This is a genomic window from Streptococcus lutetiensis (assembly GCF_900475675.1).
In the GTDB taxonomy this organism is placed as follows: domain Bacteria; phylum Bacillota; class Bacilli; order Lactobacillales; family Streptococcaceae; genus Streptococcus; species Streptococcus lutetiensis.
In genome coordinates this window covers 42613-66629 of the sequence record NZ_LS483403.1, presented here as the reverse complement: position 1 = coordinate 66629, position 24017 = coordinate 42613, and the positions used below count along the sequence as shown (strand labels likewise).

Sequence of the window (24017 nt, the reverse complement as noted above, 5' to 3'; positions counted from 1 at the left end):
TTTCTCCTTATTCTGCTTCACGTTTCACGAATTTAGTCTTAACTGGCAATTTGTGGCTAGCAAGACGAAGTGCTTCACGTGCAACTTCTTCAGATACACCAGCGATTTCGAACATAACTTTACCACGTTTAACTGGTGCTACCCAACCTTCAGGTGCCCCTTTACCAGAACCCATACGTACACCGATAGCTTTAGCAGTGTATGATTTGTGTGGGAAGATTTTAATCCAAACTTTACCACCACGTTTCATGTAACGAGTCATTGCGATACGGGCAGCTTCGATTTGACGGTTTGTGATCCAGTGGCTAGTAGTAGCTTGAAGACCGTATTCACCGAATGCGACTTCTTTACCACCTTTAGCTTCACCGCGCATTTTTCCACGGAATTCGCGACGGTGTTTAACACGTTTAGGTACTAACATTTGTTATTTGCCTCCTTTAGTGTTTTTACGAGCTGGAAGAACTTCACCACGGTAGATCCAAACTTTAACACCAAGTTTACCGTAAGTAGTGTCAGCTTCTTCCCAAGCGTAGTCGATATCTGCACGAAGTGTGTGAAGTGGAACAGTCCCTTCTGAGTAACCTTCAGCACGAGCGATATCAGCACCGTTCAAACGACCAGATACTTGAGTTTTAATACCTTTAGCACCTGCACGCATTGTACGTTGGATAGCTTGTTTTTGAGCACGACGGAAAGCAACACGTTGTTCAAGTTGACGTGCAATGTTTTCACCAACAAGGTGAGCGTCCAAATCAGGTTGTTTGATTTCAACGATGTTGATGTGAACTTGTTTTCCTGTCAATTTGTTAAGTTTAACGCGAAGAGCGTCAACGTTAGCTCCACCTTTACCGATAACCATACCTGGTTTAGCAGTGTGAAGTGAAACAATTACTTTGTTTACAGCACGTTCAATTTCAATACGTGAAACTGAAGCGTCTGCCAATTCTGTTTGGATGAATTTGCGGATTGCAAGATCTTCATGAAGGTAATCCGCGTATTCTTTTTCAGCATACCATTTCGCATCCCAATCACGGATGATTCCGACACGCATACCAATTGGATGTACTTTTTGACCCACGATTTTACCTCCTTATTTTTCTGACACAACTACTGTTACGTGAGTTGTGCGTTTGTTGATTGGTGAAGCTGAACCTTTAGCACGTGGACGGAAACGTTTCATTGTTGGTCCTTCGTTTGCAAAAGTTTCAGATACTACCAAGTTAGCTTTTTCCAAACCAAAGTTGTTTTCTGCGTTAGCGATAGCAGAGTTAAGAACTTTTTCAACTACACGAGCTGCTTTGTTTGGAGTGAATTTCAAGATTGCGATTGCATCAGCAACGTTCTTACCACGGATAAGATCAAGTACAAGACGTGTTTTACGAGGTGAAACACGGACTGTACGAGCCATTGCTTTAGCTGAAGTAATTTCTGCCATTGTGTCCTCCTCTTATTAACGTGTTTTCTTATCGTCAGCAGCGTGACCTTTGTAAGTACGAGTTGGTGCGAATTCACCAAGTTTGTGACCTACCATGTCTTCTTGAATGTAAACTGGTACGTGTTTACGTCCATCATAAACTGCGATTGTATATCCGATGAAACTTGGGAAAATCGTTGAACGACGTGACCAAGTTTTAATTACTTTTTTCTTTTCGTCATTTGCTTGAGCTTCAACTTTTTTCATCAAATGCTCATCGACGAAAGGTCCTTTTTTAAGACTACGTCCCATTTTGTAGTTTTCTCCTTTAAATTATAGTACCACAGCGGCCTGTGTGCATAAATGCACACTACCGAGCTGGCGGATGATTAATAAGCTAAGCGACTAATAAATTATTTATCGTTACGACGACGAATAATAAGTTTGTCTGATTGAGCTTTTTTGTTACGAGTTTTAAGACCGAGCGCAGGTTTACCCCAAGGAGTAGATGGCGCTTTACGTCCAACTGGTGCTTTACCTTCACCACCACCATGTGGGTGATCATTAGGGTTCATTACAGAACCACGAACTGTAGGACGGATACCCATCCAACGGCTACGACCAGCTTTACCAAGGTTAACAAGGACTTGTTGTTCGTTACCAACTGTACCGATTGTAGCACGGCAAGTACCAAGAATCATACGAACTTCGCCTGATTGAAGACGAACAAGAACGTATTTACCTTCTTGGCCAAGAACTTGTGCAGATGCACCAGCAGCACGAATCAATTCAGCGCCTTTACCTGGTTGAAGTTCGATGTTGTGAATAACTGTACCAACAGGGATGTTAGCAAGTGGAAGTGCATTACCAACTTTGATATCTGCATCTGGACCTGAAACGATACGTTGACCAACTTCAAGACCTTTAGGTGCAAGAATGTAAGTTTTCACACCATCAGTGTAGTGTACAAGAGCGATGTTTGCTGTACGGTTTGGATCGTACTCGATAGTTTTAACAACTGCTTCAACGCCATCTTTGTTACGTTTGAAGTCGATCAAACGGTAGTGACGTTTGTGACCGCCACCTTGGTGACGAACAGTGATACGACCGTTGTTGTTACGACCGGCTTTGTTTTTAAGTGAAACAAGCAATGATTTCTCAGGAGTGCTTGTAGTGATTTCAGCAAAATCCAAAGAAGTCATATTACGACGACCATTTGTCGTTGGTTTATAAGCTTTAATACCCACGTTATTTCCTCCTTAGATTATTCAGCTTCAGCTGCAAACAACTCGATTGCTTTAGAATCAGCTGTAAGAGTGATGATAGCTTTTTTAGTTTTTGAAGTGAAACCAGTGTAACGACCAACACGTTTAGCTTTTGGTTTAACTGTTACAGTGTTCACGTTTGCAACTTTAACTCCATCAAAAGCAGCTTCAACAGCTTGTTTGATCAAAAGTTTGTGCGCACGAGAGTCAACTTCAAATGTATATTTACCTGCTTCGAGGCCGTACATTGATTTTTCAGTGATAACTGGTTTTTTGATTACGTCGTACAAATTCATTATGCAAGAACCTCCTCGATTGTAGAGATTGCTTCTTTAGTAACAAGAAGTTTGTCGCTGTTTACGATATCAAGAACACTTGCAGTTGTTGCAGTTGCAACTTTAACGTTTGGAAGGTTACGTGCAGAAAGTGCTGCAAATTCATTACCTTCTTCAAGGATTACAAGTACTTTTGAGTCAACGTTAAGAGCTGAAAGTACGTTTGCGAATTCAGCAGTTTTTGGAGCTGCAAATGAAAGGCTTTCTACAGCTACAAATTTTTCTTCAGCAACTTTAGCTGAGTAAACTGATTTCAATGCAAGGCGACGAACTTTTTGTGGAAGTTTGTATCCGTATGAACGTGGAGTTGGTCCGAAGACTACACCACCACCACGCCATTGTGGTGAGCGGATAGAACCTTGACGAGCGCGTCCAGTTCCTTTTTGACGCCATGGTTTACGACCACCACCAGATACTGCTGAGCGGTTTTTAACTGCGTGAGTACCTTGGTGAAGGCTAGCACGTTGGCTGATAACAACATCAAACACTACTGATTCGTTTGGTTCGATACCGAAGATAGCGTCGTTCAATTCAACTGAGCTAACTTCTTTACCAGTTTGGTCAAATAGTTTTACGTTTGCCATTTTAACTGTTTTCTCCTTTCTTATTATTTAGCAGCCTTAACTGCTGATTTGATAGTGATAAGAGATTTCTTAGCACCCGGTACGTTACCTTTGATAAGGATAACGTTTTTCTCTGGGATAACTTGGACAACTTCAAGGTTTTGGATTGTCACACGGCTACCACCCATACGTCCTGCCAAGTGTTTGTTTTTGAAAACACGGTTAGGCGCAACAGGTCCCATAGAACCTGGACGACGGTGATAACGAGAACCGTGAGCCATTGGTCCACGAGCTTGACCATGGCGTTTGATAACACCTTGGAAACCTTTACCTTTAGATGTACCAGTAACATCAACAACATCCCCAGCTTCGAATGTATCAACTGTGATTTCTTGACCAACTTCCAAGCCTTCAATGTTTTTGAATTCACGAATGAAGCGCTTAGGAGCTGTGTTAGCTTTTGCTACATGGCCTTTGGCAGGTTTGTTGCTCAATACTTCACGTTTGTCGTCAAAACCAACTTGAACAGCTTCATAACCGTCTGTTTCAACAGTTTTCACTTGAAGCACAACGTTTGGAGTTGCTTCGATGACAGTAACAGGGATGAATTCACCAGATTCAGTGAAGATTTGAGTCATTCCCACTTTTTTCCCTAAGATTCCTTTTGTCATGAGAAAATATTTCCTTTACTTTATTTATTTAAAAAGTTTTTAACGAGCGTTTTTTGTGCTCAAGAATCAAATCCTTATTAAAGTTTGATTTCTACGTTAACACCACTTGGAAGATCCAATTTCATCAAAGCGTCAACTGTTTTTTGAGTTGGGTTGATGATATCGATCAAGCGTTTGTGAGTACGCATTTCAAATTGTTCGCGAGAATCTTTGTATTTGTGAGTCGCACGAATAATTGTGTACAAGCTACGTTCAGTTGGAAGTGGAACTGGTCCAGCTACTGAAGCACCTGTACGTGTTGCAGTTTCAACAATTTTTTCTGCCGCTGTGTCAAGTGTACGATGTTCGTATGCTTTCAAACGGATACGGATTTTTTTGTTTGCCATCTTTTTCTCCTTTTCGTCTATTTAAGATAATAGGCTAGCTCCTCAAGAAAACCAACACGTCTTTGCGTGGCAATGCAACCGAGCGTGTCGCAACCTCTTGTATCATAGCTAAAGTTACTGTATTAACAGCACCGGTATATAATATCAGATTTAGCAGTGCTTTGCAAGGATTTTACACCCTTTTTTTCGATTTTTTAGAAGAAAATGTTTTCAGCTTTTTCTATTATTTTTCACAGTGAAAAAACCAGACTTTTGTCTGGTTAAAAATCCTATCCTATTATTTAATAGTAGATCCCTGAAAAGAATTCATATATTTCTTATATAGAATATATAAGAAAATCCAACGGAAAACATTATCCGCTACGGTCGCTAACCACACTCCAGTTAGACCTAAGTGCAGACTCACACCAAGCACGTAACCCGAAATAATTCGAATGACCCACATTCCAAATGTTGTGGCATAAAATGGAAGTTTGGCATTGCCCAAACCTTGCCATGCTGCTGTATAAATAAGTGTTCCTGCTGTCGCTGGTCCGCCAACAAAAGAATAAAATAACACAACAAGGCTAGCTGTTAGCGCTGTTTGATTGGTCGTAAAAAGATAAGTCAAATGACTACCAAATACGTAAACCAAAGCACCTACACAAAGCATCATAATCGTCGAAATCAAATACGAATCACGTACCAGCTGTTTAATATCTTTGGTATTTTTTTGTCCAAGGCTATGTGCTACAAGAATAACGGTTGCTGTCGCAACTCCCATTCCTGGCATGTAATTAAATTGTGTCAAGATTTCTCCAATAGCATTACCAGCTACCACTTCTGTTCCAAACTTAACAATAATCGCCACAATGACCACATCACCTGCGCGCATCATTAAACGCTCACCAGCAGCCGGCAAAGCAATTTTAATTAAGTCACGATCCAGTGTCCACCGGATGTTTTTGATAATCTTTTTAATCGGTAACTGACTGGCTAGCAACAGTGTTCCAACCAAACGTGCCAGAACTGTTGAACAAGCAACACCAACAATCCCCCAATGCAGAATGAATACCACTACAGCTGACAAAACTGCATTTAAGACATTGGTCAGCAAACTGATATACATTGGCAGTTGTGGTTTTCCCAAAGCCCGTAAAAAAGAACTCAGGGTCGTCATCAGCCCTAAACTAACAATCAGACCACCGACAATCGAAAGATAAAGACCGCCAGCTTGCGTAACAGCCGCATCTGTCCCAAGCCAAGTTAGAATCCTTTTCCCTAACCCAAGAGAAACTAAACCAAGAACTAGACTCAACCCAAAAGTAACCAATAAGGACTCAGACTGATAGTGAAGGGATTTTTGAGCGTTCTTTCCTCCAAGACTTTTGGCAACTAGACTTGAGACCGCTGCGCCAAGAGCAATGAAAATCGCTTGATAAATGGTAATAATATTATTAGCTACAGAGACCCCAGAGACAGCAATTAAACCAACTTGTGCAACAAGATAGTTATCTACTACCCCCATAAGCATCTGCAAAAGATTCTCCATCATGGCAGGAAAAGCCAAACGAATAATTTTCTTTGTTTGTTTCATGATTCTATCGTAACAAAAAGAAAAGCTGAGAACCAGCCTCAGCTCTTACTTTATAATCTTTAAAGTCCTAAGTAATCTTCAACAGCATTTTGCATGTCACTTGTAGCAACAACTGTTTTGTGACGAACCTCAGCTGTCTCAAGTCCATTGACAGCTTTTGGAATAGCAACTCCTGATAATTTTTCAAGTTCTTTAACTGCCACAAAGTCATCTGCTGGTGCTTGACCACTGACAGCTTCTACAACAACACGTGGGAATTTATATGGACTTGCTGTAGAGGCAATAACAGTTGGTGTATGATCACCAATACGTTCAACATATTTTTGATAAACAGCTGACGCAACGGCTGTATGGGGGTCTTCAACATAGTCACAAGCATCATAAACACGTTTAATTTCAGCTGATGTTTCAACTTCTGTTGCGAAACCAGCTTCAAACATATCAAGAATAACTTGGTTAGCACCTGAAAGAGTGTACTCTCCTTCAGACACAAGTTTTTCCATCAATTCTTTTGTTTTAGCAGCATCGTTGCCTAAAAGATGGAAAATCAAACGCTCCAAGTTAGATGATACCAAGATATCCATTGATGGACTTGTCGTTACCTTAAACTCACGTTTTTTATCGTATGTACCTGTTGTGAAGAAGTCAGTTAAGACTTTGTTTTCATTTGAAGCACAAATTAATTTACCAACTGGAACACCAATTTGACTAGCATAGTAAGCTGCTAAGATATTACCAAAGTTACCTGTTGGTACTGTAAAGTTAACTTTTTCGCCTGCTTTAATGTACCCTGCTTTAACCAACTGTGCATAAGCGTAAACGTAGTAAACAACTTGCGGCACCAAACGGCCAACGTTCATTGAGTTAGCTGATGAGAATTGTGTCTTGTGCGCAAGCAATTTTTCACGCAAAGCCACGTCGTTAAACATACGTTTAACATCTGTTTGAGCATCGTCAAAGTTACCAGTAATAGCCACTACATGGGTGTTGTTACCAGTCTGTGTTGTCATTTGAAGTTCTTGAATTTTGCTAACACCATCTTTTGGATAAAAGACGATGATTTCAGTCCCTGGAACATCCGCAAAACCAGCCATGGCAGCTTTACCAGTATCTCCTGATGTCGCTGTCAAAATCACTATTTTATTATCAACACCTTGTTTTTTAGCTGATGTTGTCAAAAGGTATGGTAAGATTGACAAAGCCATATCTTTAAAGGCAATCGTTGAACCATGGAAAAGCTCTAGATTATATTGATTCCCCAATTTAACAACAGGAGCAATGGCAGGTATGTCAAATTTTTCATCATAAGCCGAATTGATACAGTAATCTAATTCTTCTTCTGTAAAATCATCCAAAAATGCTGACAGAACCAGTCTAGCCACTTCTTGGTATGAAGCATCTTTTAAAGCATCAAAGTCCAAAGCCACTTCTGGAAGTGACGTTGGGGTGAAGAGTCCGCCGTCAGTTGCCAATCCTTGTAAAATAGCTTGGCTAGCAGTCACTTTGTTATTTTCGTCGCGAGTTGATTGGTAAATTAACGTCATCACAAATTCCTCATATTAATAGATAGTCTTGCACCCATTGTATCATAATTATCAGAAAATTTATACAAATTTGTGCAATTTATCAAAAAAGAGTAAGGCAAAGCTATTTCCTACCTAGTATCAGCTTCATCCCTTACTATACAAGTACTTAATAACTATTTGAAAACTTTGATAACATCAGTTTTTCCTAAGTTTCCTTGTTTTTATAATTCGATTATTTTCCCCAACGTGAATCAACACCAGCAATAGAAATCCAGATGCTTGCTAAAACGTCATAGAACAATTCAGCCACCTTTTTCGCTCCCTTCTTCTCACGTTTAATGTCACATGTATTATAACGCTACAAACCGTTGATGTAAAGGGATTTTTTAGATTTTTCGACGTCATATTTTCTAACATATAATGGTAGTTCTCTACAAAAAAGCCAACCGAATTGAACCGCACCCCAAAAGTTAGACACAAAATCTAACGATTGGGGTGCTTTTTGTATGAAATTAACTTATGAAGATAAACTAGGAATCTATAAACTCAGAAAACAAGGTGTGTCTTGGCCTCAGCTGGGTCAAACCTATGATGTTAATCCTAGAAATCTACGTTACATGGTTAAGCTTATGGAACGATATGGCGTAGAGATTGTTAAAAAAAGCAAAAATAGGTACTATTGCCCTGAACTAAAGCAAGAAATTATCAATCAAGTCCTTTTTGAAGGTCGCTCTCAAATATTAGTCTCTCTTGAATATGCTCTTCCTAACATAGGAACACTTTCCAATTGTCTAGCACAATACAAGAAAAATGGGTATACTATTGTTGAGAAAACAAGAGGGAGACCAAGTAAGATGGGACGTCAGCCGAAAAAGACTTCAGAGGAAATGTCAGAGCTAGAGCGACTTCAAAAAGAAGTGAAATACCTTAGAGCGGAGAATGCCGTGCTAAAAAAGTTGAGAGATTACCGCTTGAGGTAAGAGGCAGGGCGCGAAAAGCAACACGAATCATCCAAGAGTTGAGTGAGCAATTTTCTCTAGCGATGTTACTAAAGATTTTAGCCTTACCTCGTTCGAGTTATTATTACCACATCAAACAACTTAAACCAGTAGACAAAAACAAGGTTCTTAAAGCTAAAATTAAGATGATTTATGATGAGCACAAAGGAAACTATGGCTATCGTCGTATCACTTTGGAACTAAGAAACCAAGGCTTTTTAGTCAACCACAAAAGGGTGCAACGCTTAATGAAACTCATGACTTTGACTGCCCGTATTCGTCGTAAGCGTAAGTATGCATCTTACAAGGGTGAGATTGGCAAGAAAGCTGATAATCTCATTCAACGACAATTTGAAGCTTCAAAGCCCTACGAAAAGTGTTATACTGACGTCACAGAATTTGCCATTCCAGCTAGTTCACAAAAGTTGTATTTATCACCAGTTTTAGATGGTTATAATAGTGAGATTATCGCTTATCAGCTATTAACTTCGCCTAATTTAGAACAAATTAAACAAATGTTAAAGCAAGCTTTTCCAGATAATCGTTATGATCATACGATTCTTCACAGTGACCAAGGGTGGCAATATCAACACCAGTTTTATCACAACTTTCTCAATCAAAAAGGAATTCGTCCATCTATGTCCCGTAAGAGAAATAGCCCAGACAACGGCATGATGGCATCCTTCTTTGGAATCTTAAAACCAGAAATGTTTTACGGTTATGAAAAGACATTTCAGTCACTAGATGAGCTAAAACAAGCCATTATTAATTATATTGATTATTACAACAACAAACGCATTAAAGTCAAACTAAAAGGACTCAGCCCTGTGCAATACAGAACTAAATCCTTTCAATAATTAATTGTCCAACTTTTGGGGGTCAATACAAAGTGACTTTTGATATTAACTATTAGATTCACCTTTGGCAGGTCTCTTAGCAGATTTATTAATTGCTTTTTGAATAGTTTTAACATAGAGGTCAGCACCTGTCGTATTAGCATCACTGTAGTGAACACCGTCAGTACCATTCCAAATTTCTGGATGACTCGTTGCTGTCTTGTACCAATCAGCAATAGTAATGTAATTATACGTTTTCGGTAAACTCAATTCATAATCACGCGCCTGCTTAACTTTCGCTTTATCGCTAGCATTATATGGTGTCACAATAATCAAGCGATAACCATCTGGCAAAGCATCAATAAATTGTTGAATGTCTTCTTGATAATGGTCGAGTGAATTTACACCAATTGCAAGCACTGTTGTCTTAGAAAGTGTTCCACTCGAAATCTCATTTTGAAAAATTTCAAACGCATTGTCAAAACTACGACTTACCGCTGCATCTAATTGAGCATTAGGAAGCAGACTTGAGAATGCAGCACTTGAACGTAGTGCAACAGAATCTCCAATCACAGTTACATCACTTAAAGCTCCCGCATCACCAGCTGTCACAGTATGCGTACGATTCAAATTCGTTTGAGCTTGTTGTAGTGAGTTAACCAAGAGCCCTGTTTCAAAATTCCCCATAGCTGGTGCTGTAGCAACAGTTATCAAAGTTATCAAAGCTAAAACAGCTGAGCTACCATATAGCCATTTCTTATAAGGAGATAAATCCAAATAAATACCAAATAGTTTAACTGGCTTACCAGCAAGAAATGGTTCAATCACATAATAAGATAAGGTTGAAAATACCAACGATAGAATAATCGTCAGCACAACAGCAAATCCATTTGACATCAACTGTGTAAAGATAATGTAAAATGGCCAGTGGAAAAGATAAACACCATAACTAACATCAGCTAAATAGTTGATAATAGCAGGTTCTTTTGCATTTGGCGTTTGGTCATTTAGGACACGCGCCGCATAAATCATTACTATAGCAAACAAACTTGCTAAAATAAATCCAAATAAATAAGTGATGCGTTGGTCAAATTTCAAAGTAAACATCAATAAAACTAAGAGAGCTGCGCTCACTAGCATTGTGACGATACTACGTTTTGTAGACCACAGGCGAACATTCTTTTTAAAACGAATAGTTGTTTCTCTAATACCAGTCATCGTTGCCGCCATAGCCCCTAAGAAGAATGGAAAACTATGCGTCAAAGATGAGAAATAAATCATTGAAACGTTGTCGACAAAGAAAGCTCGGACAAACATTGTTAAGAAACTTCCAGTAAAAAATGCTGCCGAAATCGCAAAAATCAAACTACGGAATTTTGCCAGATTATCTTGATGTCTTCCCAATAACCAAACTACAAATCCCCAAATTAAATAGAAATGCATCTCAATTGCCAAACTCCATGTATGGACAAAGAGATGTGGGATAAATTGCGTTTCGTAATTACCACCTGTGATAATTTCAAAGAAATTCGTTGTAAAACCAATTGCTGCAGCCACTTGACTACCAATACTTGCCACATAGTCTCTACGAACCAAGTAAGTAAATGGCATGACAATTAAAATCATCAAAATTAGCGGTGGAACAATCCGATAAAAACGTCTCTTATAAAATCCTAAAAGATCAATTTTCTTGTTTCTCGAATACTCATCAATTAGCAAAGCTGTAATCAAATACCCTGAGAAAGTAAAGAAAATGTCAACACCGATAAAACCGCCTGGAAAGGCCGTTTTAAAGAAATGATAGAGCAGAACTAGGAAAAGCCCAATTACCCTAACCATTGAAAACCATTTTATTCTCATTTTTGAAAAATCCCCTGTTTAAAGGTTCCTGTATATACCTTACCATTTTGTGCTGTTAGAGTGCCTTCACCATCTGGTTGACCATTTTTAAATCCACCTTTATAAATCCAACCAGAATGTGAAGTAAAGACGCCCTGACCTTCAAACACACCATCATTAAAATTACCTTCGTAGCAATCCCCATTTTCATAAGTCAACTTACCTTGACCATTCATACGGTGATTGACCACATAACCCGTGTACGTGATTTTGCCATTGTCATACGTTAAGGTTGTCTTTGATTTTACCGATAAAGTAAAGACCGACAAACCGCAAATGATAAGAATTAAAACCGTCAGAAGCTCAAGGCGTCCTCTGGTTATTTTGATTTTTTTCATTTTTACTCAACTTCTCTTTAAGAATTTCTTAGTCGCGCTAGCCATTGTTCACAGCCACACTTAACCAACTCATAGGTAGCATCAAAATCACCTGTAAACCATGGATCTGGTACACCACCATCTACAAAAAGAAAGATTTTTTCATCAAATCGTCCTCGTGACATTTCTTTTAAATCTGCCACGTTATTCGTATCCATCCCAATGATGACATCAAAATCTCGAAAATCTTGATAAGAAATCTGTTGTGATGATTTTTGATAATCATAAGCAATATGATGCTTTTTAAAAATACCTTGTGTCCCGTGATGAATAGGATTTCCATGTTCCCAGTTAGAAGTCGCACGACTTTCAATTAATAGATTTTCACTAGTAACCAAATCTTTCATCACAAACTCAGCCATTGGACTACGACAAATATTTCCTAAGCAAACAAAACAAACTTTTTTCATGTTCTCTCCTACATAGTCAGTAACTGATTGTTTAAAACTTCTTTTATCATTATAACAAAAAAGAAGTCTTATCACATGTAAATTCCCTTATCTGTCGACTTTAAGAAAAAATTAAGCCTGACTGCATACAATATAGATAATCCTAAAACTTTTCTTTTTCATAATCTCCTGAGAGGGCTCCGCTTGCGGGGCTCTCTCGTTTTTTATAAAAAGTTCTTAGACAACTAAGAACCTTTAATTATTTATTCGCATTTAGTTCAACCTGTAGTAACATGGCAAAAACAATTTCTAAAAATATCATCACTAAACTAAGATAAGTCATGCTCGCCATGTGACCTAAGACAAGCGCAAGTATCGGAATCAAAATAGCAAAAACAAAATATGTTCTTAATTTATATCGCCATGAATAGGGTAAAAGATGTGCTCCAAAAACCATTGTATAAACCATAAGCATTTTTTCAGGTACTGCACTAAAGACCCACATAACAATCAATAAATAAATCAATTGGTTGCAGGTAAATAAGAAACCTAGGTTCGTTAATGGATTTTCTTTGGAGAAGATATCAACATTCAGCCATTTCCCAACAAACCAAGAGAGTGGCAACAATGGACATGAACAATAAAAAAATCAAAAGATTTTGGACAGGTAGCGATACCTTCATCACAGTTACCAAAGTTATTGAAACCCAGATGATGGTGGACGCAACAATAAAAGGTTGCCCTTTTCTCTGACTAACAATCATATCTTTTCGTAAAACTTCTAATTCCATAATCTTGCTCCTATAAGCACTTTTTCTCAATTATACCACACTCCATAGCCATTTATAAAATAAAGAAAGAACCTTGGAAAACCAAGGTTCTTTCCGGAGATTATGAAAAAGAAAAGTTTTAGGATGGTTATAGTATATAAAGACTTGCTTAAACTTTCCTTAAGATAATATTTTATTTTTCAGCATAAGAATACCCCAGATGATCATATGCTTTAGCTGTAGCTACACGACCTGTACGTGTACGCATAATAAAGCCCTTTTGAATCAAATAAGGTTCATACATATCCTCAACCGTATCACGCTCTTCAGCAATATTAACAGATAGAGTTCCCAAACCAACTGGACCACCATTATAAACTTCAATCATAGTACGCAAGATTTTTTGGTCAATGTAATCAAGCCCTTCATGATCGACATCCAGCATTGTTAAAGCTTTATCTGTAATATCTTTTGTAATAATACCATCACCCATAATTTGAGCATAGTCACGAACCCGTTTTAACAAACGGTTGGCAATACGTGGTGTACCTCGGCTACGTCGCGCCAATTCTTGTGCAGCTTCATGCACGATTTCCATTTCAAAAATATCAGCTGTGCGTTCAACAATTTCTGTCAAATCGTCAACCGCATAATATTCCATATGCCCCGTAATTCCAAAACGCGCACGCAATGGATTCGAAAGCATCCCGGCTCGAGTTGTTGCTCCAATTAGCGTAAAAGGTGGCAAATCCAAATGAACACTACGACTAGTCTCACCATTACCAATCATAATATCAATATAGAAATCTTCCATAGCGCTATAAAGCACTTCTTCTATCGCCATCGGCATACGATGAATTTCATCGATAAACAAAACATCCCCAGGTTCCAAATCATTCAAAATAGCAACCAAATCACCAGCTTTTTCAATAGCTGGGCCAGAAGTTTGTTTGAGATTCACCCCTAATTCGTTAGCAATCACAAATGCCATTGTCGTCTTACCAAGACCCGGAGGGCCAAACAATAGCACATGGTCAAGTGATTCATCACGTAATTTTGCTGCTTCGATAAAAATTTTCAGCTGATTTTTAACCTTATCCTGTCCAATATATTCTTTTAAATATTGAGGACGAAGCGTACGTTCCACAAATTCTTCGTCACCCATGATATCATTATCTAAAATTCTACTCATAGCCTTATTATACCAAAATAAGAGCTGTCAGTGAATTGTTTTGATAACAGTCTACAATCCCCACCAGGCTGTCAATAAAACCGTAAATCCCTTTAACATTTGCTCCTTCTCCCCTTTCTCTAATTTCTAATATTATTGTAAATGGTTCGAAGAAAAAACAACATGACAAAAATGTCATGTTGTTTTTATTATCTACACAAACTACTCCACAGCATCAATATCAAGTTGCCATTCTTCTTTAAGTTTATTTTCTAAATAAGTATCACCAACCAATCGTGCAAATAATGTTGCATTCGTAAATGACTGTTCTGCTAAAGCAAAGTCATGTTTAAATTTCAGATAATACTTCCACTCCACCAAACTTAAAATCGGACGACGTTGAAAATCATGAATCTCTGTCATAATTTTTTCACTGATTGTAATAACACGCTCAATATAATATTCTCGTTTAAATTGGAATGCTAAGTCAATATTATTTAACAATACATTATTTAAAATTAAATCAGTCTCAGGTGAAACATGCTTTTGATTTACCAACCTTTTCATCAAATCATCGTAAAAATTCAAACTATAAATTCCTTCAAACTTCTTAGCAGAAGAAAGACAAGCAAAGTAAAGATCAATCAAAATTAAATCATTAATGGTAAAAACTTTCTTTCGATTAACTTGACCAAAATAATCATTTAAAATACCCTCTCCAAAATTGACATCTTCACTAAAATGAACATCGAATTTTGATTGTAAACAATCAATGATTAACCGTTCTTCTTCTGGAATAACATCATAAAATACTTCAGCAATCTCATCAAAATAGTCATTTTTTCGATCAAGTCGTACCTGGTCTCCATATGTAGGTGTTCGAAGAAGTAAATACTTCAACTCTTTATACCGCTTAGGTAATTCTAAACTGTCACCATCAGTTAAGGTACCTAATTTCACTCCCAGACGATTGGCAATAAAGCTTGCTTTACTGAGATTGGGTATTGATTGGTTCAACTCAATTCTAGCTAATTGTCTTACCGATAATTCTGTTTCATCCCCATAGAATTCTTCACGTGAGATTTCCTTTTCCTCCCGCATCAAGCGGATCTTCTCCCCAAATTTTTCCACTTCAATCTCCTGTTTTATTAAAAAAATCTGCTTATTTCATATTTTAACATACCGCTTTCATTTGACAAACTATTTTCATTAAAAATAACAAATTTTCTAATAAAACATTTAATAAAAATACCCAAGGCTTTCGTCTCAGGCACTTTTTTGATTAAATTAATCTCCTAAACCAATACGGTGAAAGATTTCATCAACACGTTTAGTGTAGTAAGATGGGTTAAATAATTCATCAATTTCATCTTGAGTCAAACGTGAAGTGACTTCTTCATCAGCTTCAAGAAGCGGTTTGAAGTCAATTTGGTTATCCCAAGAATAAGCTGTTTTAGGTTGAACAAGGTCGTAAGCTTGTTCACGTGTCATTCCTTTTTCAATCAATTTAAGCATAACACGTTGGCTGAAGATAAGTCCAAAAGTAGAACCCATGTTGCGAATCATGTTTTCTGGGAAAACAGTCAAGTTTTTAACAATATTTCCGAAACGGTTAAGCATATAGTCGATAAGGATTGTTGTATCAGGTGAGATGATACGTTCAGCAGATGAATGTGAGATATCACGTTCATGCCAAAGTGACACGTTTTCGTAAGCTGTTACCATGTGACCGCGGATAACACGCGCAAGACCTGTCATATTTTCTGAACCGATTGGGTTACGTTTGTGAGGCATAGCTGAGCTACCTTTTTGACCTTTAGCAAAGTATTCTTCAACTTCACGTTGTTCAGATTTTTGAAGACCACGGATTTCAGTTGCCATACGTTCGATTGATGTTGCGATGCTAGCAAGAACAGCGAAGTATTCTGCATGAAGGTCACGTGGAAGAACTTGTGTTGAGATTTCTTGAGCACGGATACCAAGTTTTTCACATACGTATGCTTCAACAAATGGTGGAATGTTAGCGAAGTTACCAACAGCACCTGAAATTTTACCAGCTTCAACACCAGCAGCTGCATGTTCGAAACGTTCGATGTTACGTTTCATTTCGCTGTACCATGTTGCCAATTTCAAACCAAATGTTGTTGGTTCAGCGTGGACACCGTGAGTACGGCCCATCATGATAGTGAATTTATGTTCTTTAGCTTTGTTAGCAATGATTTCAAGGAAATTGTGCAAATCTTTACGGATGATTTCGTTAGCTTGTTTGTAAAGGTAACCATAAGCTGTATCAACAACGTCAGTTGATGTCAAACCATAGTGAACCCATTTACGTTCTTGACCAAGACTTTCAGAAACGGCACGTGTGAAGGCAACAACGTCGTGGCGTGTTTGTTGTTCGATTTCTAAGATACGGTCAACGTCAAAGCTTGCATTGGCACGGATTTTAGCGACATCTTCTTTAGGAATTTCGCCTAGTTCAGACCATGCTTCGTCAGCCAAAATTTCAACTTCAAGCCAAGCTTTGTATTTGTTTTCTTCACTCCAAATTGCCGCCATCTCAGGGCGTGAATAACGATCGATCATGTTTATGATGTTAAGGGCATTAAGTAAATTGATTAATACCCTATCTCCTTTCTTTTTTTAAGTTATATATCAAATAATAACTAACGCATTTAAGTAAAATCTTCTTTACCAATTTCAACAGACGGATAATGAGGTAAGCTTGTCAAATCTGAATCAAGTGGTAAATTATAAGTAGCAAGGAAATCCCTTAAAAGTCCATTCCTTCACCCATTTCCGCGATGGTATCTGGTTCATTACTAAACAAGGTAATGTGTCCCATCTTGCGGTTATGTTTCGCCTCTAGTTTACCATAAAGGTGGAGGTGAGCGCTAGGATTTTCCTTAACATAAGCTCGTGCTTTGTCCATATGTTGTCCAAGAACATTAAGCATAACGGCTGGTTGATGCAAATGAATCTTAGGAAGTGGCAAACCAAGAATTCCTAAAATATGTGTATCAAATTGTGAAAAATCACAAGCTTCGATTGAATAGTGTCCAGAATTGTGTGGACGTGGTGCAATTTCATTGACAATAATGTCATCTGATGTCACGAACATCTCAACACAAAGTGTCCCAGACAATTCCAATTGTTCAGCAATTTGCGTTGCCATAGCTTGTGCTTTTTTGGCAAGTTCATCAGAAATGCGAGCAGGCACGATGGTTTTTGACAAGATATTGTTACGATGAATATTTTCTTGAACTGGGAAAACAGTCATCTCCTTGCCATTACCTGACACAATCACTGAAATTTCAAGGTCAAAATTCACAAATTCTTCTAGCACACATTCACAAGAGTTGGCTAATTTATTTGCAGCTTCCAAATCATCGGCTGATTTAATGACAATTTGACCATGACCGTCGTAACCGCCAGTTGCAGTTTTCAAGACATAATTCTTAGACAAATCAATATCTTCAAGATCAAGACTTGATGTCACAACTTTATAAGGCGCTACGGTAACACCAGCTTTTTGAGATAAAAAGTTTTTCTCAAAAATACGATTTTGTGAAATTCTAAGTAGATCAGTTCCTTGTGGTAATTGATTTGCTTGTACCACTGCATCCAAAGCATCCACATCGACATTTTCAAACTCATAAGTAAGCACATCACAGCGCTCTGCCAATTCGCGCATTGCATCAACATCATCATATGGTGCCACAATCATATCACTAACACGAGATGCAGGACAATCTTTCGTTGGATCAAGTGTAACCACCTTGTGTCCCATATAGATAGCTGAAATAGCCATCATTTGACCTAGTTGACCACCACCGATAATACCAATTGTTTTAGTCGAGTTCATCAGTTGATGCCTCCGCAGCTTTGCCTTGTTCGATGGCAAATTTTTCTAGTTTTTCTGCCAAAGCAGCATCTTCGATTGCTAAAATACGAAGGGCTGTTAGCGCAGCATTTTTAGCTCCTGATTCACCAATTGCCATTGTTGCCACAGGGACACCACCAGGCATCTGAACGATTGAATAAAGAGAATCAAGTCCGCTAAGGGCACGTGATTTCACAGGAACACCAATAACTGGAAGTGTTGTTTTTGCTGCAACCATACCAGGTAAATGTGCAGCACCACCAGCACCAGCAATAATCGCCTTGATACCGCGACCTCTTGCTTCTTCGGCATGTTTAAACATCAAATCTGGTGTACGGTGAGCTGAAACAACTTTCTTTTCATAAGCCACACCAAATTCATCAAGTACTTCTGCTGTTTTTTTCATGGTAGCCCAATCTGATTTGCTTCCCATGATAACTGAAATTAATGGTTTCATTATTTTCCTTCCAATTGTTTTATATCTTCAACATCAAGAACAGGATAGCCAAGTACTTTTAACTTTTGGGCAAAAAGACCACTACCTGCTACTTTTTCACCAGAAAAGTTTCCATCGTAAATCTGATTAACACCACATGACGGGCTGCGTAATTGTAAAATAGCTAAATCAATAGAGTTTTTAGTAAGCTCATGGATACAACGCTCAAGGCCTTTTTCAAACAGGTCATCGTAACAATTTCCTCTCTTATCAAGAACATGTCCATCAACTAATTCAACAGGTTCTCGTGGTGTAGGCAGACCAGCTAAAACTTCTGGACAAATGGCTACCACTTCTTTGTCAGCAACATAATCAACCAGAGCTTGATTGTAATTATGACCACCATTATACTTACACTTCTCACCCAAGAGACAAGCGCTGACTAAAACACATTTAGGTTTAACGTCCAAGAGCTTTACTTCCGATATCGTTGCGATAGAAAAGACCTGTTGTATATTGCTTAGCAAGCTCTGCATAAATAACATCTTGAGCAGATTTTACGTCAGCTTCTGTTGTAACTAACATGTATACACGTCCGCCGTTTGAAAGCAATGCTTTATCATCAGCGAACTTAGCTCCTGCGTAATAAGTAACCACATTACCTGATGTTTTTGCAGGAAGATGAACACCTTTTTCATAGGCAACAGGATAACCTTCTGAGGCAACCACTACACCAAGAGTCACACCTTTATCTGTCCATGTAATTTTTGGAACTTTTTCATCCAAAATATCAGTCATATTTTGTGCAAAATCAGATGTCAAACGTGGCAAGATAACTTGCGTTTCAGGGTCACCAAAACGTGAATTGAACTCGATAACTTTTGGTCCATCAGCTGTCAAGATAAGACCAGCGTAAAGAACACCAAGATATGGACGACCTTCAGCAATCATCCCATTAAGAACAGGTTTAACGATTGTTTCGACGGCTGTATCAACAACACTTTGTGACAAATGTGGTACCGGTGCGTAAGCTCCCATACCTCCAGTATTAGGACCTTTATCACCATCAAAAGCACGTTTGTGGTCTTGCGCAGTTGGCATGATGTCGAAGTTATCGCCATTGACAAAGGCAAACAATGAGAATTCTTCACCATCAAGAAATTCTTCGATAACCACGCGCGCACCAGAATCGCCAAATTTATTATCAAGCAACATTTCATGTGCGGCTTCTACCGCTTGCTCAACTGTTTCAGCAACAACCACACCTTTACCAAGTGCCAAGCCGTCTGCTTTGACAACAATCGGTGCACCATGTTCTTCAATATAACTCTTTGCTTGTTCAAAATCTGAGAAAGTGCTGTAAGCCGCCGTTGGAACATGGTATTTAGCCATGATTGATTTAGCAAAGTCTTTAGACCATTCAAGTTCTGCTGCAGCTTTACTTGGTCCAAAAGCTTTTAAGCCAGCTGCATTAAAATCATCAACAATTCCTGCTGCCAAAGCATCATCAGGACCGATAAATGTCCAAGCAATGTCATTTGCTTTTGCAAAATCAATCAGTTTAGAATGTTCGTAAATTCCGATATTTACCAAATCAAGTCCATCAAGTGTCATTCCATCATTACCAGGTGCTACAAAAACCTGGCTCACTTGAGGAGATTCCAACAACTTCTTAGCAATAGCGTGCTCACGCCCGCCAGAGCCAACAACTAAAAGTTTCATAAGTAAAAATACCTCAATAGAAAACAATCACAGGAGCCTAGGCTCCAAAATCAACAAAGCACGTAAAAACAAAATATTTTAACGAATTATCTAGATATATTATAACATATTTGTTCGGAAACATATAAAAATCCTGTGATAAGTTTAGAAAAAATAGCATAAAAATAAAAAAGTCCCAATCTAGATAGATTGGGACTTGGTTGGATTATGAAAATATGAAAAAAAGTTTATTTAGGAGTTATTATTAGTATAGTAAGCCTTACTTAAGTGAGACTTAAGCAAAACTTTCAAAAAACTTAAAGTAAAAGCATCCTGGCCTTAGCCAGGATGCTTCATGAAATATTTATTAAAAGAAGTTTGCCTATTTATCTTAGTGGCGGAAGTGACGAACACCTGTAAATACCATGGCAATACCGTATTTATCAGCCATGTCGATAGATTCTTGGTCACGCACTGAACCACCAGGTTGGATGATAGCTTTCACACCTGCGGCAGCAATTTCTTCAACGTTGTCCGCAAATGGGAAGAAAGCATCACTAGCAAGGACAGCACCATCAAGACGGTCTTTGGCTTGGTCAAGTGCGATACGAACAGAAGCCACACGGTTTGTTTGACCAGGGCCAACACCAAGTGTCATGTGGTCATTTGTCACGATGATACCGTTAGATTTAACATATTTGATTGATTTCCAAGCAAATTCAAGAGCTGCTTTTTCTTGGTCAGTTGGTTGACGTTTTGTGACAACTTTCCAATCTGCTGGATTTTCTTCGATAACATCTTGGTTTTGAACCAAAAGTCCACCAACAACGCCAGTGTATTCTTTTTCAACTTGGCTAGCTTCTTGAACGTCAAATGGCAATTGAAGAATACGCATGTTTTTCTTCTTAGTTGTCAATATTTCAAGAGCTTCATCAGAATAGCTTGGAGCAATGATGATTTCAAGGAAAACAGCGTGCATTTTCTTAGCTGTTGCAGCGTCAACTTCACGGTTCAACACAACAATACCACCAAAGATTGATACTGGGTCTGATTCATAAGCATAATCCCAAGCAGTTTCAATGTCATCAGCTTGTCCGATACCACATGGGTTCATGTGTTTAAGAGCAACAACAGTTGGACGGTCTTTGAAATCACGAATGATACGGATAGCTGCATCAGCATCACGAATGTTGTTAAATGACAATTCTTTACCATTCAATTGTTTAGCAGAAGCAATTGAGTAATCTGTTGGCAATGCTTTTTGGTAGAAATCCGCGTCTTGTTGTGGGTTTTCACCATAACGCATTGGTTGTTTCAAATCGTAAGTGATGGTAAGTTTTTCAGGTTTTGTTTCACCAACTTGTTTTGTAAAGTATTCCGCAATCAAAGCATCGTATGCTGCTGTGTGACGGAAGACTTTCGCTGCCAAACGTTGACGAGTTTCAAATGTTGTTTCACCATTTGCTGACAATTCATCCAAAACAACAGCGTAATCAGCTGGGTCAACGACAACTGTAACACTAGCGTGGTTTTTAGCTGCAGAGCGAAGCATTGAAGGACCACCGATATCAATATTTTCAACCGCATCAGCGTAAGTCACATCTGGTTTCAAGATTGTTTCTTTGAATGGGTAAAGGTTAACCACAACAAGGTCAATCAATTCGATGTAATTATCTTTTGCTGCTTGAAGGTGACTATCAAGGTCACGACGAGCCAAAAGACCACCATGGATATTTGGGTGAAGTGTCTTCACACGTCCATCCATCATTTCTGGGAAACCAGTCACATCATCAATCGCAATAGTGTCAACACCTGCTTTATCAAGCGCAACTTTTGTTCCACCAGTTGAGATGATATCCCAGCCAAGTTTTTTCAATTTTTGAGCAAATTCAACAATGCCCGCTTTGTCAGAAACACTAATTAGTGCACGTTTTGTCATTTTTTCTCCTTTAAAAAGATGTTACTGTTATGTTTAGCCTTCAAAGTTATCATAAAATCTAACTTTTGAGATTACTTTTTCTCAACTCCCAAGCTCTCTAAAACCTCAGGATAAAGCTTATACTCATTTTTATGAATGCGAGCTTCAAAACTTTCAATGGTATCACCTGCTAGACGAGGCACACGAACTTGTTTAATCACTGTCCCTGTATCGACACCACTGTCAACCCAATGAATGGTAACACCAGACTGGTCAACACGTGCTTCCCAAGCATCATCAATACCATGAGCACCTGGAAATTCAGGAAGATAAGCTGGATGAATATTGATAATACGACCTTCGTAAGCTTTTAACAAAGTCGGTCCAACAATTTTCATATAGCCAGCCAAGCAAACCAAACCAATGTCATATTTTTCAAGCAAAGCCACAATCGCTTCTTCATATGCTGCTTTACTGTCAAACTCTTTCAGTTCAAAAGCATGAGCTGTCACACCCAGTTTTTCAGCACGTTCTAAGACATAAGCATCTCGGTGGTCTGAAAAGACAAACTCAACCGGAAACTGCTCAGCAATAACTTGAAAATTTGACCCATTACCACTCGCAAATACTGCGATTTTTTTCATTATTTAATCACCACACTTGCATCTGCTTTTTTAACGATGCGACCAATTTCATAAACTGGTTCGTCAAGAAGTTCTTTCACACGTTCAACTTTGTCAGGGCTAGCTGCCATCACCAAACCAATACCCATGTTGAAGATTTCAAACATTTCTTCGTGTTTGATGTTGCCATATTTTTCAAGTGCTTTGAAAATTGGAAGAACTGGAATTTTGTCTTCTTCGATTTCAGCAGCCAAGTCATCCGCGAACATACGAGGCACATTTTCGATGAATCCACCACCAGTGATGTGAGCAATACCGTTAACCAATTCTTCTTTGATAAGTGGAAGCACTGCTTTAACGTAGATACGAGTTGGTTCAAGAAGGACTTCTTTCAATTTTTTGCCTTCAAGTTCTGGAAGAACCTCTTCACCTGAATAATCAGCAAAAACTCGACGAACAAGTGAGTAACCATTTGAGTGGATACCGCTTGAAGCAAGTCCAAGAAGAACGTCGCCATCAGAAACTTTTGAACCATCAATGATTTGTGATTTTTCAGCAACACCTACTGCAAAACCAGCCAAATCATAATCATCTTCGACGTACATACCAGGCATCTCAGCAGTTTCACCACCAATAAGAGCTGCACCAGATTGGGCACAACCTTCAGCAACACCAGCAACAACTTGTTCAAGTTTTGCAGGCTCATTTTTACCAGTTGCGATGTAGTCTAAGAAGTAAAGTGGTTCTGCACCAGCAGCAATAATATCATTAACACACATTGCCACACAGTCTTGACCGATGGTATCGTGTTTGTCATATTTGATGGCAAGCATGAGTTTTGTTCCCACACCATCAGTTCCTGAAATCAAAACAGGTTCTTTAACGCCAGTTTTAGTAAGGTCAAACATACCACCAAAACCACCAAGAGCACCCATAACACCAGCACGTTCAGTACGTGCCACGTGTTTTTTGATACGTGCAACAACTTCATAACCCGCTTCAACATCAACACCAGATTGAGCGTAAGCATTTTTTGTCATAATAATTTTCTCCTTTTGGGAAATAGCAGAGCTATTTAAATATTTTTCCAGATAAGTTTAATATTTTCTACCTAATAGCTAAATATGCCAAAAATGGACTAATATAAATTGCTAGATAAATCAGCGTAATCCACGGTTGATAATCAATATAAAATTCCTTAAAAGTTAATGACCACGAATGTTTTATAATAACCCAGCCAACAACATCAACAATAATAGTTAACGTTCCACAGACAATTG

Annotated in this window: 27 protein-coding genes and 1 pseudogene; 1 reads left to right on the top strand and 27 read right to left on the bottom strand. The window is 38.5% G+C overall.

What is annotated here, in order from left to right:
• Window positions 1–7: 7 nt before the first annotated feature.
• The 11 genes from rplP to thrC all read right to left on the bottom strand — a co-directional run bounded on the left by rplP (window position 8) and on the right by thrC (window position 7754).
• Complete coding sequence (rplP, locus tag DQN23_RS00445; RefSeq protein ID WP_003062852.1) at window positions 8–421, bottom strand: 50S ribosomal protein L16; 414 nt, start codon at window positions 419–421, stop codon at window positions 8–10.
• 3 nt (window positions 422–424) lie between these two features.
• Window positions 425–1078, bottom strand: coding sequence for a 30S ribosomal protein S3 (rpsC, locus tag DQN23_RS00440; RefSeq protein WP_021141408.1), 654 nt, complete (start codon window positions 1076–1078; stop codon window positions 425–427).
• 12 nt (window positions 1079–1090) lie between these two features.
• On the bottom strand, window positions 1091–1435 hold the full coding sequence (gene rplV / locus DQN23_RS00435; RefSeq protein WP_003062848.1) for a 50S ribosomal protein L22: 345 nt from the start codon (window positions 1433–1435) through the stop codon (window positions 1091–1093).
• A gap of 15 nt (window positions 1436–1450) precedes the next feature.
• Window positions 1451–1726, bottom strand: a complete 276-nt coding sequence (rpsS, locus tag DQN23_RS00430; protein ID WP_020916215.1) for a 30S ribosomal protein S19 — start codon at window positions 1724–1726, stop codon at window positions 1451–1453.
• A 101-nt stretch (window positions 1727–1827) separates the two neighbouring features.
• The gene (rplB, locus tag DQN23_RS00425) at window positions 1828–2661 is read right to left on the bottom strand and encodes a 50S ribosomal protein L2 (RefSeq protein WP_020916214.1); all 834 of its coding nucleotides are present in this window, start codon (window positions 2659–2661) and stop codon (window positions 1828–1830) included.
• Window positions 2662–2678: 17 nt separating this feature from the next.
• Window positions 2679–2975, bottom strand: a complete 297-nt coding sequence (locus DQN23_RS00420) for a 50S ribosomal protein L23 (RefSeq protein WP_014293736.1) — start codon at window positions 2973–2975, stop codon at window positions 2679–2681.
• Window positions 2975–3598 carry a 50S ribosomal protein L4 gene (gene rplD / locus DQN23_RS00415; RefSeq protein ID WP_020916213.1) on the bottom strand — a complete coding sequence of 208 codons (624 nt, stop codon included), beginning with the start codon at window positions 3596–3598 and terminating at the stop codon, window positions 2975–2977. The genes DQN23_RS00420 and rplD overlap by 1 nt, the downstream gene beginning before the upstream one ends.
• Window positions 3599–3621: 23 nt before the next feature.
• Window positions 3622–4248: a 50S ribosomal protein L3 gene (gene rplC / locus DQN23_RS00410; protein ID WP_111712554.1), complete on the bottom strand. Its 627-nt coding sequence runs from the start codon at window positions 4246–4248 to the stop codon at window positions 3622–3624.
• A gap of 77 nt (window positions 4249–4325) precedes the next feature.
• On the bottom strand, window positions 4326–4634 hold the full coding sequence (gene rpsJ / locus DQN23_RS00405) for a 30S ribosomal protein S10 (protein WP_006531319.1): 309 nt from the start codon (window positions 4632–4634) through the stop codon (window positions 4326–4328).
• A gap of 277 nt (window positions 4635–4911) precedes the next feature.
• Window positions 4912–6210, bottom strand: a complete 1299-nt coding sequence (locus DQN23_RS00400) for an MATE family efflux transporter (RefSeq protein WP_111712553.1) — start codon at window positions 6208–6210, stop codon at window positions 4912–4914.
• Between the two features lie 59 nt (window positions 6211–6269).
• The gene (thrC, locus tag DQN23_RS00395; RefSeq protein ID WP_058813553.1) at window positions 6270–7754 is read right to left on the bottom strand and encodes a threonine synthase; all 1485 of its coding nucleotides are present in this window, start codon (window positions 7752–7754) and stop codon (window positions 6270–6272) included.
• Between the two features lie 488 nt (window positions 7755–8242).
• Between thrC and DQN23_RS00385 the strand changes: the two genes are divergently transcribed.
• Window positions 8243–9591, top strand: a protein-coding gene (locus DQN23_RS00385) for an IS3 family transposase (RefSeq protein WP_111712552.1) whose coding sequence is annotated in 2 segments (ribosomal slippage) — window positions 8243–8684 and window positions 8684–9591 — 1350 coding nt in all. Because the reading frame shifts where the segments join, the coding sequence is not laid out codon by codon here.
• Between the two features lie 45 nt (window positions 9592–9636).
• On the opposite strand, the gene DQN23_RS00380 is transcribed toward DQN23_RS00385, so the two are convergent.
• The 16 genes and pseudogenes from DQN23_RS00380 to purM form a co-directional block, all read right to left on the bottom strand.
• Window positions 9637–11430 carry an acyltransferase family protein gene (locus tag DQN23_RS00380; RefSeq protein WP_111712551.1) on the bottom strand — a complete coding sequence of 598 codons (1794 nt, stop codon included), beginning with the start codon at window positions 11428–11430 and terminating at the stop codon, window positions 9637–9639.
• The gene (locus DQN23_RS00375; RefSeq protein ID WP_006531314.1) at window positions 11427–11807 is read right to left on the bottom strand and encodes an MORN repeat-containing protein; all 381 of its coding nucleotides are present in this window, start codon (window positions 11805–11807) and stop codon (window positions 11427–11429) included. The genes DQN23_RS00380 and DQN23_RS00375 overlap by 4 nt, the downstream gene beginning before the upstream one ends.
• Before the next feature lie 17 nt (window positions 11808–11824).
• Window positions 11825–12256, bottom strand: a complete 432-nt coding sequence (locus DQN23_RS00370; protein ID WP_014334179.1) for a low molecular weight protein-tyrosine-phosphatase — start codon at window positions 12254–12256, stop codon at window positions 11825–11827.
• A 238-nt stretch (window positions 12257–12494) separates the two neighbouring features.
• The gene (locus DQN23_RS09625) at window positions 12495–12860 is read right to left on the bottom strand and encodes a DUF7010 family protein (protein ID WP_231853261.1); all 366 of its coding nucleotides are present in this window, start codon (window positions 12858–12860) and stop codon (window positions 12495–12497) included.
• Window positions 12820–13026, bottom strand: coding sequence for a DUF7010 family protein (locus DQN23_RS09125; RefSeq protein ID WP_197712753.1), 207 nt, complete (start codon window positions 13024–13026; stop codon window positions 12820–12822). The genes DQN23_RS09625 and DQN23_RS09125 overlap by 41 nt, the downstream gene beginning before the upstream one ends.
• Window positions 13027–13198: 172 nt before the next feature.
• Complete coding sequence (gene ruvB / locus DQN23_RS00360) at window positions 13199–14197, bottom strand: Holliday junction branch migration DNA helicase RuvB (protein WP_020916203.1); 999 nt, start codon at window positions 14195–14197, stop codon at window positions 13199–13201.
• Between the two features lie 201 nt (window positions 14198–14398).
• A complete protein-coding gene (locus DQN23_RS00355) occupies window positions 14399–15277 on the bottom strand; it encodes a helix-turn-helix domain-containing protein (RefSeq protein ID WP_171009918.1) in 879 nt (292 codons plus the stop codon).
• A gap of 186 nt (window positions 15278–15463) precedes the next feature.
• The gene (purB, locus tag DQN23_RS00350; RefSeq protein WP_058813549.1) at window positions 15464–16762 is read right to left on the bottom strand and encodes an adenylosuccinate lyase; all 1299 of its coding nucleotides are present in this window, start codon (window positions 16760–16762) and stop codon (window positions 15464–15466) included.
• A gap of 89 nt (window positions 16763–16851) precedes the next feature.
• A pseudogene (locus DQN23_RS09160) lies at window positions 16852–16947 on the bottom strand (phosphoribosylaminoimidazole carboxylase); the annotation flags it as partial.
• A 2-nt stretch (window positions 16948–16949) separates the two neighbouring features.
• Complete coding sequence (purK, locus tag DQN23_RS00340; protein ID WP_111698145.1) at window positions 16950–18041, bottom strand: 5-(carboxyamino)imidazole ribonucleotide synthase; 1092 nt, start codon at window positions 18039–18041, stop codon at window positions 16950–16952.
• Complete coding sequence (gene purE / locus DQN23_RS00335; RefSeq protein ID WP_058813548.1) at window positions 18028–18516, bottom strand: 5-(carboxyamino)imidazole ribonucleotide mutase; 489 nt, start codon at window positions 18514–18516, stop codon at window positions 18028–18030. Before purE ends, purK begins: the two co-directional genes overlap by 14 nt.
• Complete coding sequence (locus DQN23_RS00330) at window positions 18516–18965, bottom strand: DUF523 domain-containing protein (RefSeq protein ID WP_111712549.1); 450 nt, start codon at window positions 18963–18965, stop codon at window positions 18516–18518. Before DQN23_RS00330 ends, purE begins: the two co-directional genes overlap by 1 nt.
• A complete protein-coding gene (gene purD / locus DQN23_RS00325) occupies window positions 18955–20217 on the bottom strand; it encodes a phosphoribosylamine--glycine ligase (protein WP_111712548.1) in 1263 nt (420 codons plus the stop codon). The genes DQN23_RS00330 and purD overlap by 11 nt, the downstream gene beginning before the upstream one ends.
• Window positions 20218–20587: 370 nt before the next feature.
• Window positions 20588–22135, bottom strand: a complete 1548-nt coding sequence (purH, locus tag DQN23_RS00320) for a bifunctional phosphoribosylaminoimidazolecarboxamide formyltransferase/IMP cyclohydrolase (RefSeq protein ID WP_058813546.1) — start codon at window positions 22133–22135, stop codon at window positions 20588–20590.
• 71 nt (window positions 22136–22206) lie between these two features.
• Window positions 22207–22758 carry a phosphoribosylglycinamide formyltransferase gene (gene purN / locus DQN23_RS00315; protein ID WP_043894945.1) on the bottom strand — a complete coding sequence of 184 codons (552 nt, stop codon included), beginning with the start codon at window positions 22756–22758 and terminating at the stop codon, window positions 22207–22209.
• Window positions 22758–23777 (bottom strand): phosphoribosylformylglycinamidine cyclo-ligase, encoded by a 1020-nt coding sequence (purM, locus tag DQN23_RS00310; protein ID WP_111712547.1) that lies wholly within the window; start codon window positions 23775–23777, stop codon window positions 22758–22760. Before purM ends, purN begins: the two co-directional genes overlap by 1 nt.
• Between the last annotated feature and the right edge of the window lie 240 nt (window positions 23778–24017).

Coding starts and splice junctions, on each gene's coding strand:
- DQN23_RS09125 (WP_197712753.1), bottom strand. CDS start 13,026: ATGGAATTAGAAGTTTTACGAAAAGATATGATTGTTAGTCAGAGAAAA.
- rpsJ (WP_006531319.1), bottom strand. CDS start 4,634: ATGGCAAACAAAAAAATCCGTATCCGTTTGAAAGCATACGAACATCGT.
- DQN23_RS00370 (WP_014334179.1), bottom strand. CDS start 12,256: ATGAAAAAAGTTTGTTTTGTTTGCTTAGGAAATATTTGTCGTAGTCCA.
- rplP (WP_003062852.1), bottom strand. CDS start 421: ATGTTAGTACCTAAACGTGTTAAACACCGTCGCGAATTCCGTGGAAAA.
- rplC (WP_111712554.1), bottom strand. CDS start 4,248: ATGACAAAAGGAATCTTAGGGAAAAAAGTGGGAATGACTCAAATCTTC.
- purB (WP_058813549.1), bottom strand. CDS start 16,762: ATGATCGATCGTTATTCACGCCCTGAGATGGCGGCAATTTGGAGTGAA.
- rpsS (WP_020916215.1), bottom strand. CDS start 1,726: ATGGGACGTAGTCTTAAAAAAGGACCTTTCGTCGATGAGCATTTGATG.
- purN (WP_043894945.1), bottom strand. CDS start 22,758: ATGAAAAAAATCGCAGTATTTGCGAGTGGTAATGGGTCAAATTTTCAA.
- DQN23_RS00400 (WP_111712553.1), bottom strand. CDS start 6,210: ATGAAACAAACAAAGAAAATTATTCGTTTGGCTTTTCCTGCCATGATG.
- purM (WP_111712547.1), bottom strand. CDS start 23,777: ATGACAAAAAATGCTTACGCTCAATCTGGTGTTGATGTTGAAGCGGGT.
- ruvB (WP_020916203.1), bottom strand. CDS start 14,197: ATGAGTAGAATTTTAGATAATGATATCATGGGTGACGAAGAATTTGTG.
- thrC (WP_058813553.1), bottom strand. CDS start 7,754: ATGACGTTAATTTACCAATCAACTCGCGACGAAAATAACAAAGTGACT.
- DQN23_RS00375 (WP_006531314.1), bottom strand. CDS start 11,807: ATGAAAAAAATCAAAATAACCAGAGGACGCCTTGAGCTTCTGACGGTT.
- DQN23_RS00355 (WP_171009918.1), bottom strand. CDS start 15,277: ATGCGGGAGGAAAAGGAAATCTCACGTGAAGAATTCTATGGGGATGAA.
- purK (WP_111698145.1), bottom strand. CDS start 18,041: ATGAACTCGACTAAAACAATTGGTATTATCGGTGGTGGTCAACTAGGT.
- purD (WP_111712548.1), bottom strand. CDS start 20,217: ATGAAACTTTTAGTTGTTGGCTCTGGCGGGCGTGAGCACGCTATTGCT.
- rplV (WP_003062848.1), bottom strand. CDS start 1,435: ATGGCAGAAATTACTTCAGCTAAAGCAATGGCTCGTACAGTCCGTGTT.
- purE (WP_058813548.1), bottom strand. CDS start 18,516: ATGAAACCATTAATTTCAGTTATCATGGGAAGCAAATCAGATTGGGCT.
- DQN23_RS00380 (WP_111712551.1), bottom strand. CDS start 11,430: ATGAGAATAAAATGGTTTTCAATGGTTAGGGTAATTGGGCTTTTCCTA.
- rplD (WP_020916213.1), bottom strand. CDS start 3,598: ATGGCAAACGTAAAACTATTTGACCAAACTGGTAAAGAAGTTAGCTCA.
- DQN23_RS00420 (WP_014293736.1), bottom strand. CDS start 2,975: ATGAATTTGTACGACGTAATCAAAAAACCAGTTATCACTGAAAAATCA.
- purH (WP_058813546.1), bottom strand. CDS start 22,135: ATGACAAAACGTGCACTAATTAGTGTTTCTGACAAAGCGGGCATTGTT.